The following is a 16,243-nucleotide window of genomic DNA, read 5'->3' on the forward strand; positions in this document are numbered from 1 at the left end:
TGCAGGTCTACTTGCACCGGTTAATTCACCAGTACTGAATGAGGTTGTTCCTTCTCACCTGCGTCATCCGGATAACCTTTGGTTTGCTTTAACCACTCGCGCACGGGTTATTTATGCAGATAAAGATTGCGTTAAAGAAGGCGAACTTAAGTCGCTAAACGATTTGGCCGACCCTAAATGGAAAGGGCGCATTTGTACTCGTTCAGGTAAACATGTGTATAACATTGGTCTGATCGCCTCGGTAATCGCTGAAGACGGTGAAGCTGCGGCCGAGACTTGGCTACGTGGGGTTAAGGCTAACCTAGCGCGTAAACCTCAAGGTAACGATCGCGCTCAAGCTAAAGCTATTTTTGAAGGGCAGTGTGATATTGCCATTGCTAACCGTTACTACATGGGCAAGATGTTTTACAATACTAAGAGCCCAGAGCAGCAGCAATGGGCGGAACAGATCCGAGTGGTTTATTTAGATCAGCAAGTGGGTGGTCGAGGTCAGCACATCAACATTTCTGGTGCGGGTTTATTAAATACTGCCAAGAATAAAGATAACGCCATCAAACTATTAGAATTTTTAGTCGGTGAAACAGCCCAAGGCTTGTACGCTACTGCGAACTTTGAAGAGCCGGTTAGACAAGGCATCGAAACTGACGAATTCATCGAAAGTTTAGGTAGTTTTAAAGCTGACCGTATTTCCTTGCAAGAAGTGGCTGAGCAACGTGCCGCCGCAGCGCGCTTAGTCGACCGAGTTGGCTTTGATTTATAAAGGTTGTTAAACTCAATTTTCACTGCAAGCTGAACTACAAGGGCTGGCCTAGGGGTCAGCTCTTTTCGTTAGTAAAGACCCTTTATTTGGAAACTATGAGCATCACTGCCAAACAAACTACCAATCGTTTTTCTCTCGTGCCGCGAGGATTAGATATCTGGGTATGGCTCGCCTTAGCCATTGCACTATTCGCGTTTATCCCGGTGTTTACGGTGTTCAAGCTTTCTTGGTCGAATAATGCGGAAATTTGGCAACATCTTCTCAGCACCGTATTCTGGGTATATGTAAAGAATACCTTAGTGCTTTGTATTGGCGTTGCGTTATTCACTACCTTGATAGGTACCGGCGCTGCTTGGCTGGTGACACGCTTTAACTTCCCACTAAAGTCCTTGTTAGTGTGGGCCTTACTGCTGCCCTTAGCCGTTCCCAGCTATATTCTAGCCTTTGTGATTACCGACCAACTGGAATATGCCGGCTTTGTGCAAAAAAGCTTGCGGGCCATCTTTGGTTGGCAAACGGCAAGAGATTACTGGTTTCCCGAAATTCGTTCCATTCAGGGGGCCATTGCTGTTCTCAGTTTAGTGCTCTATCCCTATGTTTATTTGCTGGCTAGAGCCGCCTTTGTTGAGCAGGCCGCTCAGCTGTTTGAAATGAGCCGCTGTTTGGGAAAAAGCCAAACTCAAAGTTTTTTTAAAGTAGCCTTGCCATTGGCGAGGCCTGCGATAGTGGTAGGGGTGACGTTGGCGTTAATGGAGACCATTAACGAATATGGCACGGTGGAGTTTTTTGCGGTACCCACTTTAACCGCAGGGATCTTTGATGTATGGCTAAACATGAGCAGCTTATCGGCGGCAGCGCAGATAGCATTGATGTTAGTCAGCTTTTCCATTTTGTTGTTAGGCTTAGAGCGTTATAGCCGCCACGCTGGTAAGTTTTACAAGTTAACTGGCCAATCCCCTGCTATGTTTGCCGAACCGCTCACTGGCGCGAAAGCTTATGCCGCTTGTTTATTGTGCCTATTGCCGATTTGTCTTGGTTTTTTATTGCCTGTCGGGGTATTAAGCCATTACGCCATTCGTAGTCTCGATGCGGGCCTAGAGCAATACCTAGCTAGTGCTTGGAATAGTTTTTCTTTAGCGGTGATGGCGGCGCTGTTAACCAGCTGTTTAGGTCTGCTCTTGGCTTACGGTGTACGTTTGTCTAAAAGTAGCCAAATGCGTAGCATCGCGGAAGCGGCTACCTTAGGCTATGCCTTACCGGGGGCGGTATTAGCGGTGGGTATTTTGTATCCCTTAGGCTTGTTTGATAACTGGGTTGACCGACTCATGCAGGCTTGGTTTGACTATCCCACCGGCTTGCTGTTAACCGGCACCGGAGGCGCCTTGGTGCTAGCTTACTCCTTGCGTTTTATCGCTTTAAGTTACCGCACCCTAGATGCTAGCTTGAGTAAAATTACTCCAGAAATGGATGACGCTTCAAGAATATTGGGTAGCCGTTCAGGTAAAACACTTTGGCGGATCCATCTGCCGTTAATTCGGCCCAGTTTATTAACCGCAATACTATTGGTCTTCGTCGATACCATGAAAGAGTTGCCGATTACCTTAATATTGCGCCCATTTAATTTTAATACGCTGTCTACTCAAGTCTGGGACTTGGCTTCATTGGAGCAATTGGAACAGAGTTCGCTAGCGGCACTAACCATATTGTTAGCGGGGATTATTCCGGTAATTATCATGAGCCGAAATATTAGTTCTTCGCAGAGCCGCACTTAAGGATGTAACAACATAATGAGTATTGTTTTACGACAAGTTAATCACTTTTACGGAAAGCAACAGGCCTTAAGGGATATTAATTTTGAGGTGGAAAGCAATCAAATCGTAGCCTTATTGGGGCCTTCTGGTTGCGGTAAAACCACGCTGTTACGTTTAATTGCGGGTTTAGAGCGCCTACAAAGTGGTGAGTTATATTTGCAGCAACAGCTAGTTGCCGCGCCAGAGCAAGCTATCCATATGGCACCAGAGCAGCGAAGTATTGGCATGATGTTTCAAGACTATGCTTTGTTTCCGCACATGAGCGTGCGTAAGAATATAGAGTACGGCTTACGGAAGCAGCAAAATATCCAACAACGTAAGCAGTGGATTGAAGACAGTTTGGCTTCTATGGGCATGCAAGGTTTGCTAGAGCGTTTTCCTCATACCTTGTCTGGTGGCCAGCAGCAACGAGTTGCTTTAATTCGGGCTTTGGCTCCAGAGCCGAACACGCTATTACTCGATGAACCTTTTTCTGCCTTGGATGAGCATTTACGTCAACAGGTACGCGAAGAAACCCTCGATGTATTGAAGAAAAGCAATACGCCAGCTGTGATGGTTACTCATGATCCCTTGGAGGCAATGTTTATTGCTGATCGCATTGTGGTGATGGAGCAGGGCCGAATTGTGCAAAATGATAGCCCTCAAGAGATTTACCAACGACCTAAAAATGCTTTTGTGGCAGCTTTGTTTGGGCCGAGCAACCGTTTTGAAAGTTGTGTGAAGCAAGGCAGAGTTGATACGCCTTTGGGTTGTTTTTTGACCGAACAGATAGCCGAAACCCAGCCAGTAGAAGTGATTGTACGGGCAAAAGATATCGTGGTGCACCAGCTAGAAAACAGTCAGTACGTTGAAGCGAGGGTGATTTCGGTTCATGCCATGGGTGATGAAACGCACTTTAGATTACAGTTACCTAGTATGCCTGAGCGAGTAATACATGCGCGTATGCGTGATCATTGGCAGGCGAGTGCCGGAACCAAGGTGTGGTTGTCGGTAGCGGCAGAGGCGGCATATATCTTCGCTAAAGCCTAGCTTTAGCGAAGATAGGTAGTTAATCATAATTTGGATTAGGTTAATGCCGTCCTTAAAGCCATCCTCGGCGTTAAGTTTGCGTACAATAGCCTACTATTACTGCGCAAATTTGCCCTGTTCAGGACATTTAAACAGCGTTGAGAGCTAAGCAAATTAAAAATCCTATGACAACGCTCATTAACCCGAGTTGAGGTGAGTTATCCAGCTTCAAATAGTTCTTTTACTGACTGGTAAACGTCGGCAATAGCCACATCACGGGTTGGCGTGATAAAGATGGTGTCGTCACCGGCGATGGTGCCTAAAATGCCTTCGGCTTTACCCAGTGAATCAAGTAGTCGAGCGATCAATTGTGCCGCGCCGGGGCTAGTATGGATAACTATTAACGCATCGTTATAGTCCATTTCTAATACTAATATTTTTAATTGGCTAGAAACAGTTGGCACCCCCAGTTCTGCTGGTAGGCAATAAACCATTTCCATTTTCGCATTGCGAGTTCGCACCGCGCCAAATTTACTTAGCATGCGGGACACTTTGGATTGGTTAATGTTTTCGAAGCCTTGCTCTTGTAAGGCGGTAACAATTTCAGCTTGTGAGCCAAACCGTTCTTCTTTCAACAGTGACTTAAAGGCTTTAATTAATTGTTCTTGTTTATCGCTATATTTCATCGGTGATCCGAGCTTATAAATCCGTGCTTATTGTCGCCAAGTTTATGGCTTATATCAACTTTATTCGACATTTATGCATATAAATGCACGCTTGGGCACAGATTTGAACAATGGCGAACTTTTAATTAGTTGGGAGGCTTTGCTAAGCTAGATTAGTATAAGCAGTTCATCCCAAACGAGTAGCTAACGATGTGGCTTAAGTTTTTGTTTTTTATTACCCTTCTATTTAGCAATTGGCTAGTCGCCGAAGAGGTGCCATTGCGAGTGGTGACCGAAGCTTCTTATCCCCCTTTCGAGAGCTTTAATGAACATAAACAGATTGTGGGTTTTGATATAGCCCTGACCAAGGCGCTATGCCAGCAAATTAAGCGCCGCTGTGAGTTTTACCATCAGCCGTTTGATAGTTTATTGGATAGCGTGGCCGCGGGTAATTATGACTTAGCCATATCGGCCTTAGATATTACCGATGCTCGCTTAGAGCAAGTGAGTTTTAGCCAGCCTTATTTCGAAAATACGGCGGTATACATTAGTCATGCTGGGTTTGAGTTGGCTGACTTTTCGGTTATTGCGGTACAAAGTGGCTCTAGTTTTCAGCATTTTCTGCGCAGTCAACGCCCCGAATTATTGTCAATTTCCTATCCGAGTTATCAGCTAGCACTGGCTAATTTAAGCCAGGGTAAAATTGATGCAGTCTTTTTAGATGCGGCAGCTGCGCAGTATTGGCTTGCTAGTCATACAGGTTTTGTTACCCAAGTTGAGCCCAAATACCCGGTAGGGGGCTTGGGCATTGCTGTATCTAAACAAAATCCAAGTTTGTTACAACAAATCAATCATGCCCTTACTGTGTTAAAAAACAATGGTCGCTACCAAAGCCTATACAAGCACTATTTTAAACAGTAAAGTCTGTTAGACCAAGGTCTTATATAGTGTTGTTAAAGTGTGATAGAGGCAAGGTTTTACTGTTTTTAACTTGCTTTAAAAATGTTACCAAATTGTATTTTTAGGTGTATTCCGTTATCTTGTCAGAGTCTTTATAGACGTCCCCTCTACTACTACAAAAAAAGCATGGAGAAGTTGGATGAAAGTTGCCGTATTAGGAGCTGCAGGCGGAATTGGCCAAGCCCTTTCATTACTATTAAAAACCCAGTTACCCGCTGGTTCTGAACTTTCGCTATACGATATTGCTCCAGTAACCCCAGGGGTTGCTGTTGACTTAAGCCACATTCCTACGCAAGTGGCGATTAAAGGATTCGCAGGTGAAGACCCCAGCCCTGCCTTAGAAGGAGCCGATATCGTATTAATTTCAGCTGGTGTGGCGCGCAAGCCGGGAATGGATCGTTCAGATCTATTCAACATTAATGCTGGTATTGTTAAAAACCTTATCGAAAAAGTGGCCGCAACCTGCCCTAAAGCTTGCATCGGTATTATTACCAATCCGGTGAATACCACTGTGCCTATCGCCGCAGAGGTACTGAAAAAAGCCGGTGTTTATGATCCCGCTAAGTTATTTGGCGTGACTACTTTAGATGTGATTCGTTCTGAGACTTTTATCGCTGAAGCCAAAGGTTTAAATCCAGCCGACATTAAACTGAATGTGATCGGTGGTCATAGTGGTGTAACTATTTTGCCATTGTTGTCGCAACTAGACGGTATTTCTTTTACCAACGAAGAAATTGCGGCGATGACGACTCGCATCCAAAATGCTGGCACCGAAGTGGTTGAAGCTAAAGCCGGTGGCGGAAGTGCTACGCTTTCTATGGGCCAAGCAGCAGCGCGTTTTTGTTTGTCTTTGGTTAAAGCTGCTCAAGGCGAAGACGTTATTGAGTGTGCTTATGTTGATGGCGGCAGTGAACATGCTCAGTTTTTTGCTCAGCCAGTGCGTCTTGGTGCGCAAGGTGTAGTTGAAATCTTACCTTACGGTGAAGTGAGTGAGTTTGAAAAACAGGCCATTGAAGGCATGTTAGATACCTTACATGGCGATATCGAAAAAGGTATTGAATTTGTGTAAGGCCTCGCGAAGCTAAATGAAAGGAGTGCTTAGCGCTCCTTTTTTTATGCTAAAGCTACTATAGCTTTTTCTATGCCTGCCGATAGCTTAATTGTTAAGAGGATTGGATATGAATAAGCACGTTATTTCATTAGTTTTGTGGGCCGTGTTAGGCCTTGCCCATGCTGAATCGATTGATGCTTTGTCGGTCGACGATGAAGCGGAGCCAGCTAGTTCCGAAATGGTGAATACTGATCCTACAGAATATACTAGCCCTCCTGCTATTGAAGCGGTGCAGTTATACCAACAAGATGAATTGATTGCATGGATCAATAAAAACCAACATCTTGCTCGGGTGAAGGCAGATGATTGCCAGTTGGTCGAAGATATTGAAGCTCGTGCAGAAATTGTTGCTATTCCTAGTTATCAGTTTCTGTGGGGAGATATGTTGGCCTGGGGAGTGTGCGTAGATGCCGATCCAGAGTTGGGCGTGATGTACATGTGGCGAGCAGCTAACCAAGGTTTAGCCGCTGCAATGGAACAATTAGGCCGTTATTACGCTACCGGAACCTTGGTACAACAAGACTACGCAAAGGCGATTCCATTATTAAGAGAAGCCGCGGGGCGTGGCTTTTTGGCCGCACAGCTGCGTTTGGTGCAGCTGTATGTTGACGGTAACGGTAGCCCCTACGATTATGAAGATGCCTACCGCTGGTTGCATCATTCGATTATTGCCGACAAGCAAACCCATAGGCAGGCAAGCCAACTATTGGCTAAATTAGCCCAAAAAATGCCTGAATATGTGGTAGTTAAGGCTAAAGCGAGCAACCAACCCTACTAAAGCTAGGCACAAAGCATTAACATAGAGCTATTCTATTAAGGAGTCCCTTAATGGTTCTAGCTTATAGGTGAGTTAATGCAAAATCAGGCTGTATCAGCCACTCTCAAATCCCACATTCTTGCTGCTGTTAGCGAGGAAATGGCGCCAGTTTCTAAGGACTGGCTGCAAGCGCTGTGTAATGCCGAGCAGCAGGCCCAGTTTGCGGCTACTCTGGCTGAAATGTTTGAAGAAGGCTTATTAGTGACCACGCGCATTGGCGCTTATACCTTGCCGGAACGTTTAGGTTTAGTGACGGGAACTATTATTGGTCACCGAGATGGCTTTGGCTTTTTAAAAACCACCCAAGAAGGTAGTGATTTATTTCTTCCAGCGAAGGAAATGCGCAAGGTCTTTCATAATGATTTTGTGCTGGCAGCACCTTCAAGTATGGATAAGCGAGGGCGTCGTGAAGGCCAAGTGATACGGGTGCTTAAAGCGCGCAAAGTCGAATTGGTGGGGCGCTTTTTTGTTGAAGGTAATCACCGCTATGTGGTGCCTGATGATACTCGAATTAATCAAGACATTATCATTGGTAAAAACGATACCGCGGGTGCCCGCCAAGGGCAAGTGGTGGTGGTTGAGGTGGTTAGTCGTCCCTCAGCACCCAAGTTGGCCGTTGGTAAAGTGATTGATATTCTTGGCGAAAAAATGGCACCGGGTATGGAAGTGCAAGTCGCCTTACGCAATCACGATATCCCTCACGAATGGCCCAAGGCGGTAAGCAAAGCGGTAGAGAAACTCGCCGAAGAGGTGGATGACGAGGCTAAAGTCAATCGTGTTGATTTACGCGATTTACCTCTGGTTACCATTGATGGTGAAGATGCCCGCGACTTCGATGATGCGGTTTACTGTGAGGCTAAAAAATCAGGTGGCTGGCGTTTATGGGTGGCGATTGCTGATGTGTCCTATTATGTGCGTCCCGACTCGGCCTTAGATAAAGAAGCTTTAAATCGCGGCAACTCGGTGTACTTCCCTGACCAAGTTATTCCCATGTTACCGGAACAACTGTCTAATGGTTTGTGTTCGCTAAATCCCAACGTTGACCGTTTGTGTATGGTGGCCGAAATGACGATTTCGGCAGCTGGGCGCTTATCGGGTTATAAATTCTACGAAGCAGTGATGCATTCTCATGCTCGCTTTACTTACAATAAAGTGGCTGCGATTTTGGAGGGTGATGAAGCCTTAAGTCAGCGTTATGCTGAACAAGTTCCTCATTTACAAGAGTTACATCGTTTGTACTTAGCTTTAAAACAAGCCCGCTCCGAACGAGGGGGGATTGAGCTAGAAACCCAGGAAACTCGCTTCATCTTTAATGCCCAGCGAAAAATTGAACAAATTATTCCGCTCACCCGTAATGATGCGCACAAGATGATTGAAGAGTGCATGATTCAAGCAAACGTGGCTGCGGCCAAGTTTGTAGAGAAGCATCGCCAGCCGATTTTATTCCGAGTGCACGATCGCCCAGGAAAAGAGCGTCTCACTAATTTTAGGGGGTTTTTAAATGAATTGGGCTTACCGTTAGGTGGCGGTGAAGAGCCGCAGCCGAGTGACTATTTCAACTTAGTTGAGGCTATCCAGCAGCGCCCTGATATTGAGCTGATTCAAACCATGTTGTTACGTTCAATGATGCAGGCGGTGTATCAGCCAGACAATATTGGTCACTTCGGCCTGGCGTTAAAATCCTATGCCCATTTCACCTCGCCAATTCGTCGCTACCCCGATTTATTATTGCATCGGGTGATTAAGTACTTGGTGAGTAAACTTGAGGCCGACGCAGCGGGTAAAAGCTTAAAGCATAAGTGGACCGCCACCGGTGGTTTTGCCTACCAAGATGAGGAGATGGACAAGTTTGGCGAGCAGTGCTCGATGACTGAACGTCGTGCCGATGATGCCACTAGAGAAGTCGCGGACAGTCTTAAGTGTGAGTACATGCAGGATCATGTTGGTGAAGTCTTACCCGCCACCATTGCTGCGGTAACCGGTTTTGGCTTTTTTGCTCGTTTGGATGAGTTTCATATCGATGGTTTAGTGCACATCAACTCTTTACGCGGTGATTATTATCATTATGATGCCGCTCGTCAGCTGCTGGTGGGGGAAAATACCGGTAAGCGCTTTAGGATTGGCGATGCCTTACGGGTTAAGGTGGCTGCGGTGAACATGGCCGACCGTAAGATGGAATTTGTGGTGGTCAATAAAGACGGTCAAGCCGATGAGTTTGAGCGTCCAGCTCGCAGCGGTAAAGACGGTGGGCGGGGGCAACGGTTTATTAAACCTGAGCCAACCGAAGAAGGACGTAACAAAGGGCGCAATAAACAGCGCCACCGTGATAGTAAAAATAAGGGTAAGCGTCGCGCAGCTAAGTCAGAGAGTAGCTCGGCGGGAGAAAATAAAGGTGGCTTTAGCCCGTGGCAGCAACGTGATCCTGCAGCTAAAAAAGCCAAATCCAACAGTGATAGCCAGCCGAAGCAGCGTAAGAAACCCAGTAAAAAACGCAAGCAACGGCCGGGTAAAAAAGAGCGCAGCGTCGCTAAACAACAGAAGAATTAAATATGAGCCAACAAGTTATTTATGGTCTGCATGCGGTGCAGGCCTTACTCGAACGTAGCCCCGAGCGAATTATAGAAGTCTTCGCCCTTAAAGGCCGTCAAGATGAGCGCTTATTACCCTTGTTGAATGAGTTACGTCGTTTAGGCGCATCGGTTCAGTTTATGCCGCGTAAGGCGCTAGACGATAAAGCAGAGAGTACCCAACATCAGGGGATCGTTGCTCGGGTTAAGGCGGGGCGTGGCTATAATGAACACGATTTAAAGCAGTTAGTTGAAGCTACTACTGCACCGCTGTTTTTAGTCTTGGACGGCGTGACCGATCCGCATAATTTAGGTGCGTGTTTACGTAATGCCGACGCCGCTGGAGTGGCGGGAGTGATTGTGCCTAAAGATAAATCGGTGCAATTGAATGCTACGGTACGAAAGGTGGCCTGTGGTGCCGCCGAAACAGTGCCTTTAGTGGTGGTGACAAACCTTGCGAGAACCTTACGTGATTTACAACAGTTAGGGGTGTGGGTTGTCGGCACGGCTGGTGAGGCCGAACAGTTCATTTACGACAGTAAATTACAGGGACCGATGGCCATCGTGATGGGCGCAGAGGGAACCGGGATGCGGCGCTTAACGCGTGAGACCTGTGACGAGTTAGTCAAATTACCGATGTTAGGCGCTGTTTCCAGCTTAAATGTGTCGGTAGCAGCAGGGATTTGTTTGTTTGAGGCGGTGCGTCAACGCCGTTAAATGTGAGCTCTGTTTACGTCTAAAAGGAGGCCGTATTTACGCCTCCTTTTTTATTTGTACAGGGGCGTTAATTTAACTTGATTAAAATCTCACCTTCACATAGAATTTGCGCCCCTAAAACAGTCATTTTATTTTTAGTTCCTTGCCTCTTCGGTTTGACTGTACCATGAACGAGGCTATAACCCGTAGGGAGCAATCATGCGTCATTACGAAATCGTATTCATGGTCCACCCAGACCAGAGCGAACAAGTTCCAGGTATGATCGAGCGTTACTCAGCAGTTATCAATGATAACGGCGGTAGCATCCATCGCTTGGAAGACTGGGGCCGCCGTCAATTGGCTTACCCAATCGAAAAATTGCACAAAGCCCACTATGTTCTTATGAACATCGAAGCTAGCGCAGAAGTTGTTGATGAGTTGGAAACTGCTTTCCGTTTCAACGATGCTGTTATCCGTAACATGATCATGCGCACTAAGTCTGCTATCACAGAAGCATCTGCAATTGCTAAAGCTAAAGATGAGCGTCCAGCTCGTCGTGACGATGAGCGTTCAGCTCGTCGTGAAGACCAAGCAACTGACGAAGCTCCTCAAGTAGAAGCTGAAGAAGAGTCAACTAGCGAAGAATAAGACGAATGTCTGAAAATAGATTGGTTTTGCAAGGGCGGGTTTTACGCGCACCAAAACGCACAATCAGTCCGGCGGGGGTTGCTCATTGCCAGTTTTGGGTAGAGCATCGTTCGCAGCAGCAAGAAGCTGGATTTTCTCGCCAAGCCTATTGCCAAATGGCAGTGGTCGCAAGTGGCGATATTTTAAAGCAAGATTCATCGCATATAAGTATGGGGTGTGAAGTCAGGGTAAGTGGTTTTATACATAGCCACAAAGCCGCCAACGGTAATTATCGATTGGTTCTTCATGCTTCGGAAATTGATTTGTTATCATGAGGATAATGTTATGGCACGTTTTTTCCGTCGTCGTAAATTCTGCCGCTTCTCAGCGGAAGGTGTTGTAGAGATCGATTATAAAGATACTGCAACATTGAAAAACTACATCACTGAAAGTGGTAAAATTGTACCTAGCCGTATTACTGGTACAAGCGCTAAATACCAACGTCAACTTGCACGCGCTATTAAACGTGCTCGTTACCTGGCTCTATTGCCATACACTGATTTACATAAGTAAATCGGCGTTGCAATTGGCCTAACTCAACTTACATTTTCGAGGAAAGGTAATGGAAATTATTCTATTAGACAAAATCGCTAACTTAGGCGGTTTAGGTGATCAGGTTAATGTGAAAGCAGGTTACGCACGTAACTTCTTGATCCCACAAGGTAAAGCAGTACCAGCAACTAAATCTAACGTTGAAGTTTTTGAAGCTCGCCGTGCAGAATTAGAAGCTAAACTTGCAGACGCTCTAAAACAAGCTGAAGCTCGCGCAGAACAACTAAACGCTCTAGAAGCGATTGTTGTTGAAGCTAAAGCTGGTGAAGAAGGTAAACTATTCGGTTCTATCGGTACTCGCGACATCGCTGATGTGGTAACTGCCGCTGGCGTTGCAGTAGTGAAATCTGAAGTTCGCCTACCAAACGGTGTACTACGTAATACTGGTGAAGTGGACGTTGTTATCCAAGTTCATTCAGACGTAAGTGCTACTGTTACTCTACAAGTTGTTGCTGCTGAATAATTTCAGTTTAATAGCTTGCAAAAAACCGCGCCTTGGCGCGGTTTTTTTGTATATTGGCTATGATCTTAGGCATTAATGAAAGAGACTGGTCTTGAAATCGGTTTAATTAAAGGAAGCTTAGAGTGGCAGTTAGCGTCACTTAAACAAGGAGAGCGAGTGTGCGTTTATTATTTATAGTCTTTAGTGCTTTTGTGAGTCTGGTAGTACAGGCTGAGCAAAACTGGCAAACGCTGGAGCAAGCCGCAAAAGGGCAAACCGTTTATTTTAATGCTTGGGCTGGTGACGATAACATTAATGCTTATATTCGTTGGGCTGGCGAACAAGTCGAGCAGCGTTATGCTATTAATTTAGAACATGTAAAAGTGAGCGAAACTGCCAATGTGGTGAGCCGCATTCTGGCAGAGAAAATCAGCGGCAGAACCGAAGGTGGCAGTGTTGATTTAGTCTGGGTGAATGGTGAAAATTTCCGAGCGCTTAAACAGGCTGATTTGCTGTTTGGACCATTTAGCCAGCGCTTACCTAACTTAGCCCTTACCGATCAACAAAGCCCGGCGTTGCTTTACGATTTTACTCTTCCGGTTGAGGGATATGAGTCGCCATGGGGAGGCGCTCAGCTTACTTTCTATTACGATAGCGCCCGCCTGTCAGGGCCACCCAAGTCGATGCTAGAGCTATTAGCTTATTTGGAACAGCATCCTGGTTTATTTAGCTATCCCGCTCCGCCAAGCTTTTATGGCACTACCTTTATTAAACAGGCTCTGTTGGAGTTAATTGAAGATAAGAGCGTGCTCTATCAAGCGGTAGACAAGCCGCAGTTTGAAGTATTAACCGCCGAGTTGTGGCGTTTTTTGGATAAGCTGCATCCCTTAATGTGGCGCCGCGGTTTAAGCTTCCCCAGTGGCAGTGGGCAGATGCAACAGTTGCTAAATGACGGTGAAGTAGCGATAGCCTTTACTTTTAATCCTAATGAGCCTGCAGCTGGCATTCGGCAGGGTTTGTTACCTGAATCTGTCCGTAGTTATGTTCATCAAGCTGGAACCATTGCTAATACCCATTTCTTAGCTATTCCCTTTAATAGTAAAGCTACCGCTGCGGCGATGGTGGTAGCGAACTTTTTATTGTCACCCGAGGCGCAGGCGCGTAAATCGGATCTTAGTTATTGGGGGGATCCTAGTGTTTTGAGTATGGATAAACTTAATACCGAACAACGACAGCTATTTCAGCAACAGTTAAGCCCAGCCAGTTTAAGCGTGCAAGATCGTGCTAACGTGCTGGCTGAACCACATGCCAGCTGGGTGACTTTATTGGAAGCTGAATGGTTGCGCCGTTATAGCCGATGAGGCGTTTATACGATAGGGCAGGGATTGTTTTTCCCGCGATTAGTTTATTGTTGCTATTGCTACCGGTCGGTTTTGGCTTGGTGGCGACCCTGCTGCCAGCCTTTGGCTACTTTCCTATAGCGGGTAAGAATGAATTTAACTTTGCGCCTTGGCAACAGTTGTTCGCTTATCGCCCTTTGTGGCACTCGCTAGCCTTAAGCTTGTTTACCGGCTGGGTTGCGGCGCTGCTTTCCTTAGCTTGCGCCTTGTGGTTGCTAATGCATTGTTACCAAACAAAGTGCTGGCGCTGGTTGGAAAAATCGCTCGCCCCTTTTTTGGCTATTCCTCATGTTGCCATGGCCATCGCCCTATTGTTCTTGCTGGCTCCCAGTGGCTGGTTGATGCGCTGGGTCTCCCCTTGGCTAAGTGGTTTTAACTATCCCCCCTTATGGCAAACCACTCAAGATCCGTGGGGCTTGAGCCTTATTTTGGCTTTATGGCTTAAAGAATTACCTTTTTTACTATTCGTCCTGTTAGCTGCCTGCTCACAGTTACCGGTCAAACGCAGTTTAATGGTGGGACAAAGCTTTGGTTATTCACAACAGCAAGTGTGGACTCAAATCTTATTCCCGCAATTGCTGCGACGAATTCGCTTGGCGTTTTTTTGTGTATTGGCGTTTTCTTTAACAGTAGTGGATGTAGCCCAGATTATTGGCCCTAGTCGACCGGTTACCTTAGCTTTATTGGTTTGGCAGTGGTTTAGTGATAGTGATATTAATCAGCGTTTACCGGGGGCTGCGGGTGCCTTGCTGTTACTGGCATTAGTCGCTTTGAGTTTGGCGCTGGCGCTGCTGTTAGAGAGAGCGTATCTGGCGGCGAGTTTGGCTCGGGCTATGAACGGCCGTCGTAAGCCAGGGAGGCAATCAAGAGCGGCTCCTTTATTACTGGCAGCAATAATGCTCTGCTTGGTATTGAGTTTACTGCTGATGGTGCTTTGGTCTTTTGCTTGGCGTTGGCGTTTCCCAGAAGCCTTGCCCAGTGAGTGGAGCTTGCATTATTGGCGGCAGGCAGGCCATTACTTAGTTGAACCCTTGTTAAACAGTTTAATCATTGCTGTGGCGTCTGCTGCGTTGAGCTTGTTTTTGGTGATAGCTTGTTTGGAGTATCAAGTGAAACAGCAGCTTAGCAATGGCTGGTGGTCGGTGGTGATCTACTTGCCTTTGCTATTGCCGCAAGTGGCTTTCTTATTTGGTATGCAGGTCGAACTGTTTCGTTATCGCTGGGATGGCCTGCTGATTAGCGTGATTTGGGCTCATCTCGTTTTTGTACTGCCTTATGTTTATTTGTCCTTAGTCGATAGCTACCGTAGTTTTGATCAGCGTTATATGCAGGCGGCCGTTAGCCTATCGCATAGTTATTGGCGAAGTTTATTAAAAGTAAAACTGCCGATGTTATCGCGGCCCTTAGGGTTTGCTTTCGCGATCGGCTTTGCGGTTAGTATTGCCCAATATTTGCCAACCTTGTTTGTCGGGGCTGGACGCTTTAGCACCCTCACCACTGAAGCGGTGGCCTTGGCGTCGGGAGGGGATAGACGGATCACTGCAGTCATGGTGCTCTGGCAAACCTTATTGCCCTTGCTCGTGTATAGCATGGTGATTATTTGGCCTAAATGGCGTTATCGTCAGCGACGGGAAATGCAAAATTAATGTTACACATAGAAAACTTCAATTTAAGCTTAGCTCAGCATTGCCTGTTAAAAGATTTGAATCTGCAAGTGGCTGGGGGCGAAATTGTTACACTTATGGGACCTAGCGGTTGTGGTAAGTCGAGTTTTTTGGCGGCGTTAGCAGGCACTCTCGATAGCCAATTTTGCTGCTCTGGTTCGGTTGAATTGGCGGGTAAGTCCATATTAAGTTTGCCTCAAGCGCAGCGAGAGGTGGGAATATTGTTTCAAGACGACTTATTATTCCCGCATTTTAATGTTGCGCAAAACCTGCGTTATGGCTTAGCCCCAAACCAACGCCAGCAAGCAGACTCGCTTATTGCTCAAGCCTTGGAAGATGCCGCCATGGCCGGTTATCAAATGCGCGATATTGCTAGCCTCTCGGGAGGGCAACGAGCTAGGGTTAGCGTATTACGCAGTTTATTGGCCGAACCTAAGTTATTATTGCTGGATGAGCCCTTTAGTAAATTGGATAAACCGCTACGTAAGCAATTCAGGACTTTCGTGAAGGCAAAGATAGAAGCCTTAGCTATTCCTGCCATTTTGGTGACGCATGACGCCGAGGACAGCTTGCAGGGGCCTGCCATCTCAATATTTTAGAGGGCTCATGTTCTAAGGTGTTGATGCTGTTGCTCTTATGTTTTCTTTGCTATGCTCAATTAAACCTGAAGCTGGCTTGTGTGGAGTGATAGCCTCAGGGTGGATGTATTTGCGATCCCAAAACAATAAAGAGGACGAAAATGAATAAATTGATCCTTGCACTAGCACTATCAATTCCATTTGTTGCATCAACGGTTAGTGCAGCGCCAGCTAAAGCCCCGCTATGTGCCGCTTGTCATGGCGCAGATGGAAAAGCCACTATTCCTGGTTACCCTAATTTGGCCGGTCAAAATGAGCAGTATTTAGTGACTTCACTAAAGGCTTATCGGGATAAACAACGCAGTGGTGGTCAAGCTATGGTAATGCAAGCTCAGGCTGCAAGCTTAACTGATGCAGAAATTGCAGAACTTGCTGCTTATTTTGCCGCAATGTAATGACTGTATTTAAACACTGAGCCAGCCGTGGGCTGGCTTTTTTGTTTCGTCGATTTGGCCAAATGCTACT

17 protein-coding genes are annotated in these 16,243 nt (G+C 46.3%); 16 read left to right on the top strand and 1 reads right to left on the bottom strand.

Going from position 1 to position 16,243, the window contains the following annotated elements; genetic code table 11:
• The 3 genes from ACQY6Q_RS04545 to ACQY6Q_RS04555 all read left to right on the top strand — a co-directional run.
• The coding region (locus tag ACQY6Q_RS04545) for an extracellular solute-binding protein (RefSeq protein WP_427978386.1) at positions 1 to 760 on the top strand (760 nt) is incomplete at its 5' end.
• A 95-nt stretch (positions 761 to 855) separates the two neighbouring features.
• Entirely contained in the window at positions 856 to 2,532 is a 1,677-nt protein-coding gene (locus tag ACQY6Q_RS04550; RefSeq protein WP_427978388.1) for an ABC transporter permease, read from the top strand.
• A gap of 15 nt (positions 2,533 to 2,547) precedes the next feature.
• A complete protein-coding gene (locus ACQY6Q_RS04555; protein ID WP_427978390.1) occupies positions 2,548 to 3,600 on the top strand; it encodes an ABC transporter ATP-binding protein in 1,053 nt (350 codons plus the stop codon).
• A 197-nt stretch (positions 3,601 to 3,797) separates the two neighbouring features.
• Here ACQY6Q_RS04555 and argR read toward each other — a convergent pair whose 3' ends face one another.
• Entirely contained in the window at positions 3,798 to 4,265 is a 468-nt protein-coding gene (gene argR, locus ACQY6Q_RS04560; protein ID WP_055732769.1) for a transcriptional regulator ArgR, read from the bottom strand.
• 189 nt (positions 4,266 to 4,454) lie between these two features.
• Here argR and ACQY6Q_RS04565 point away from each other — a divergent pair, with 189 nt between their 5' ends.
• From ACQY6Q_RS04565 to ACQY6Q_RS04625, 13 genes are all read left to right on the top strand, one after another.
• Positions 4,455 to 5,165, top strand: coding sequence for a transporter substrate-binding domain-containing protein (locus tag ACQY6Q_RS04565; protein ID WP_427978392.1), 711 nt, complete (start codon positions 4,455 to 4,457; stop codon positions 5,163 to 5,165).
• A gap of 178 nt (positions 5,166 to 5,343) precedes the next feature.
• A complete protein-coding gene (gene mdh / locus ACQY6Q_RS04570; RefSeq protein ID WP_427978394.1) occupies positions 5,344 to 6,273 on the top strand; it encodes a malate dehydrogenase in 930 nt (309 codons plus the stop codon).
• Positions 6,274 to 6,493: 220 nt separating this feature from the next.
• Positions 6,494 to 7,093 (top strand): tetratricopeptide repeat protein, encoded by a 600-nt coding sequence (locus ACQY6Q_RS04575; RefSeq protein ID WP_427978487.1) that lies wholly within the window; start codon positions 6,494 to 6,496, stop codon positions 7,091 to 7,093.
• Positions 7,094 to 7,168: 75 nt separating this feature from the next.
• Positions 7,169 to 9,679: a ribonuclease R gene (gene rnr, locus ACQY6Q_RS04580; RefSeq protein WP_427978397.1), complete on the top strand. Its 2,511-nt coding sequence runs from the start codon at positions 7,169 to 7,171 to the stop codon at positions 9,677 to 9,679.
• A gap of 2 nt (positions 9,680 to 9,681) precedes the next feature.
• Positions 9,682 to 10,416, top strand: a complete 735-nt coding sequence (rlmB, locus tag ACQY6Q_RS04585; RefSeq protein WP_055732764.1) for a 23S rRNA (guanosine(2251)-2'-O)-methyltransferase RlmB — start codon at positions 9,682 to 9,684, stop codon at positions 10,414 to 10,416.
• A gap of 198 nt (positions 10,417 to 10,614) precedes the next feature.
• A complete protein-coding gene (gene rpsF, locus ACQY6Q_RS04590) occupies positions 10,615 to 11,043 on the top strand; it encodes a 30S ribosomal protein S6 (RefSeq protein ID WP_427978400.1) in 429 nt (142 codons plus the stop codon).
• A gap of 5 nt (positions 11,044 to 11,048) precedes the next feature.
• On the top strand, positions 11,049 to 11,357 hold the full coding sequence (gene priB / locus ACQY6Q_RS04595; RefSeq protein ID WP_427978403.1) for a primosomal replication protein N: 309 nt from the start codon (positions 11,049 to 11,051) through the stop codon (positions 11,355 to 11,357).
• Between the two features lie 10 nt (positions 11,358 to 11,367).
• Positions 11,368 to 11,595 (top strand): 30S ribosomal protein S18, encoded by a 228-nt coding sequence (gene rpsR / locus ACQY6Q_RS04600; RefSeq protein ID WP_016400825.1) that lies wholly within the window; start codon positions 11,368 to 11,370, stop codon positions 11,593 to 11,595.
• A gap of 49 nt (positions 11,596 to 11,644) precedes the next feature.
• Positions 11,645 to 12,097, top strand: a complete 453-nt coding sequence (rplI, locus tag ACQY6Q_RS04605) for a 50S ribosomal protein L9 (protein WP_427978406.1) — start codon at positions 11,645 to 11,647, stop codon at positions 12,095 to 12,097.
• Positions 12,098 to 12,255: 158 nt separating this feature from the next.
• Complete coding sequence (locus ACQY6Q_RS04610; protein ID WP_427978408.1) at positions 12,256 to 13,437, top strand: ABC transporter substrate-binding protein; 1,182 nt, start codon at positions 12,256 to 12,258, stop codon at positions 13,435 to 13,437.
• Positions 13,434 to 15,122, top strand: a complete 1,689-nt coding sequence (locus ACQY6Q_RS04615) for an ABC transporter permease (protein ID WP_427978410.1) — start codon at positions 13,434 to 13,436, stop codon at positions 15,120 to 15,122. Before ACQY6Q_RS04610 ends, ACQY6Q_RS04615 begins: the two co-directional genes overlap by 4 nt.
• On the top strand, positions 15,122 to 15,739 hold the full coding sequence (locus tag ACQY6Q_RS04620; RefSeq protein ID WP_427978413.1) for an ATP-binding cassette domain-containing protein: 618 nt from the start codon (positions 15,122 to 15,124) through the stop codon (positions 15,737 to 15,739). Before ACQY6Q_RS04615 ends, ACQY6Q_RS04620 begins: the two co-directional genes overlap by 1 nt.
• A gap of 140 nt (positions 15,740 to 15,879) precedes the next feature.
• Positions 15,880 to 16,173: a c-type cytochrome gene (locus ACQY6Q_RS04625; RefSeq protein WP_427978416.1), complete on the top strand. Its 294-nt coding sequence runs from the start codon at positions 15,880 to 15,882 to the stop codon at positions 16,171 to 16,173.
• The last annotated feature ends 70 nt before the right edge of the window (positions 16,174 to 16,243 follow it).

The sequence above is a fragment of the Agarivorans sp. genome (assembly GCF_050295395.1).
Lineage (GTDB): Bacteria > Pseudomonadota > Gammaproteobacteria > Enterobacterales > Celerinatantimonadaceae > Agarivorans.

What these genes read in the sequence shown, in the direction of transcription:
- ACQY6Q_RS04550 (WP_427978388.1), top strand. Translation starts at nt 856, where the DNA reads ATGAGCATCACTGCCAAACAAACTACCAATCGTTTTTCTCTCGTGCCG.
- ACQY6Q_RS04555 (WP_427978390.1), top strand. Translation starts at nt 2,548, where the DNA reads ATGAGTATTGTTTTACGACAAGTTAATCACTTTTACGGAAAGCAACAG.
- argR (WP_055732769.1), bottom strand. Translation starts at nt 4,265, where the DNA reads ATGAAATATAGCGATAAACAAGAACAATTAATTAAAGCCTTTAAGTCA.
- ACQY6Q_RS04565 (WP_427978392.1), top strand. Translation starts at nt 4,455, where the DNA reads ATGTGGCTTAAGTTTTTGTTTTTTATTACCCTTCTATTTAGCAATTGG.
- mdh (WP_427978394.1), top strand. Translation starts at nt 5,344, where the DNA reads ATGAAAGTTGCCGTATTAGGAGCTGCAGGCGGAATTGGCCAAGCCCTT.
- ACQY6Q_RS04575 (WP_427978487.1), top strand. Translation starts at nt 6,494, where the DNA reads ATGGTGAATACTGATCCTACAGAATATACTAGCCCTCCTGCTATTGAA.
- rnr (WP_427978397.1), top strand. Translation starts at nt 7,169, where the DNA reads ATGCAAAATCAGGCTGTATCAGCCACTCTCAAATCCCACATTCTTGCT.
- rlmB (WP_055732764.1), top strand. Translation starts at nt 9,682, where the DNA reads ATGAGCCAACAAGTTATTTATGGTCTGCATGCGGTGCAGGCCTTACTC.
- rpsF (WP_427978400.1), top strand. Translation starts at nt 10,615, where the DNA reads ATGCGTCATTACGAAATCGTATTCATGGTCCACCCAGACCAGAGCGAA.
- priB (WP_427978403.1), top strand. Translation starts at nt 11,049, where the DNA reads ATGTCTGAAAATAGATTGGTTTTGCAAGGGCGGGTTTTACGCGCACCA.
- rpsR (WP_016400825.1), top strand. Translation starts at nt 11,368, where the DNA reads ATGGCACGTTTTTTCCGTCGTCGTAAATTCTGCCGCTTCTCAGCGGAA.
- rplI (WP_427978406.1), top strand. Translation starts at nt 11,645, where the DNA reads ATGGAAATTATTCTATTAGACAAAATCGCTAACTTAGGCGGTTTAGGT.
- ACQY6Q_RS04615 (WP_427978410.1), top strand. Translation starts at nt 13,434, where the DNA reads ATGAGGCGTTTATACGATAGGGCAGGGATTGTTTTTCCCGCGATTAGT.
- ACQY6Q_RS04620 (WP_427978413.1), top strand. Translation starts at nt 15,122, where the DNA reads ATGTTACACATAGAAAACTTCAATTTAAGCTTAGCTCAGCATTGCCTG.
- ACQY6Q_RS04625 (WP_427978416.1), top strand. Translation starts at nt 15,880, where the DNA reads ATGAATAAATTGATCCTTGCACTAGCACTATCAATTCCATTTGTTGCA.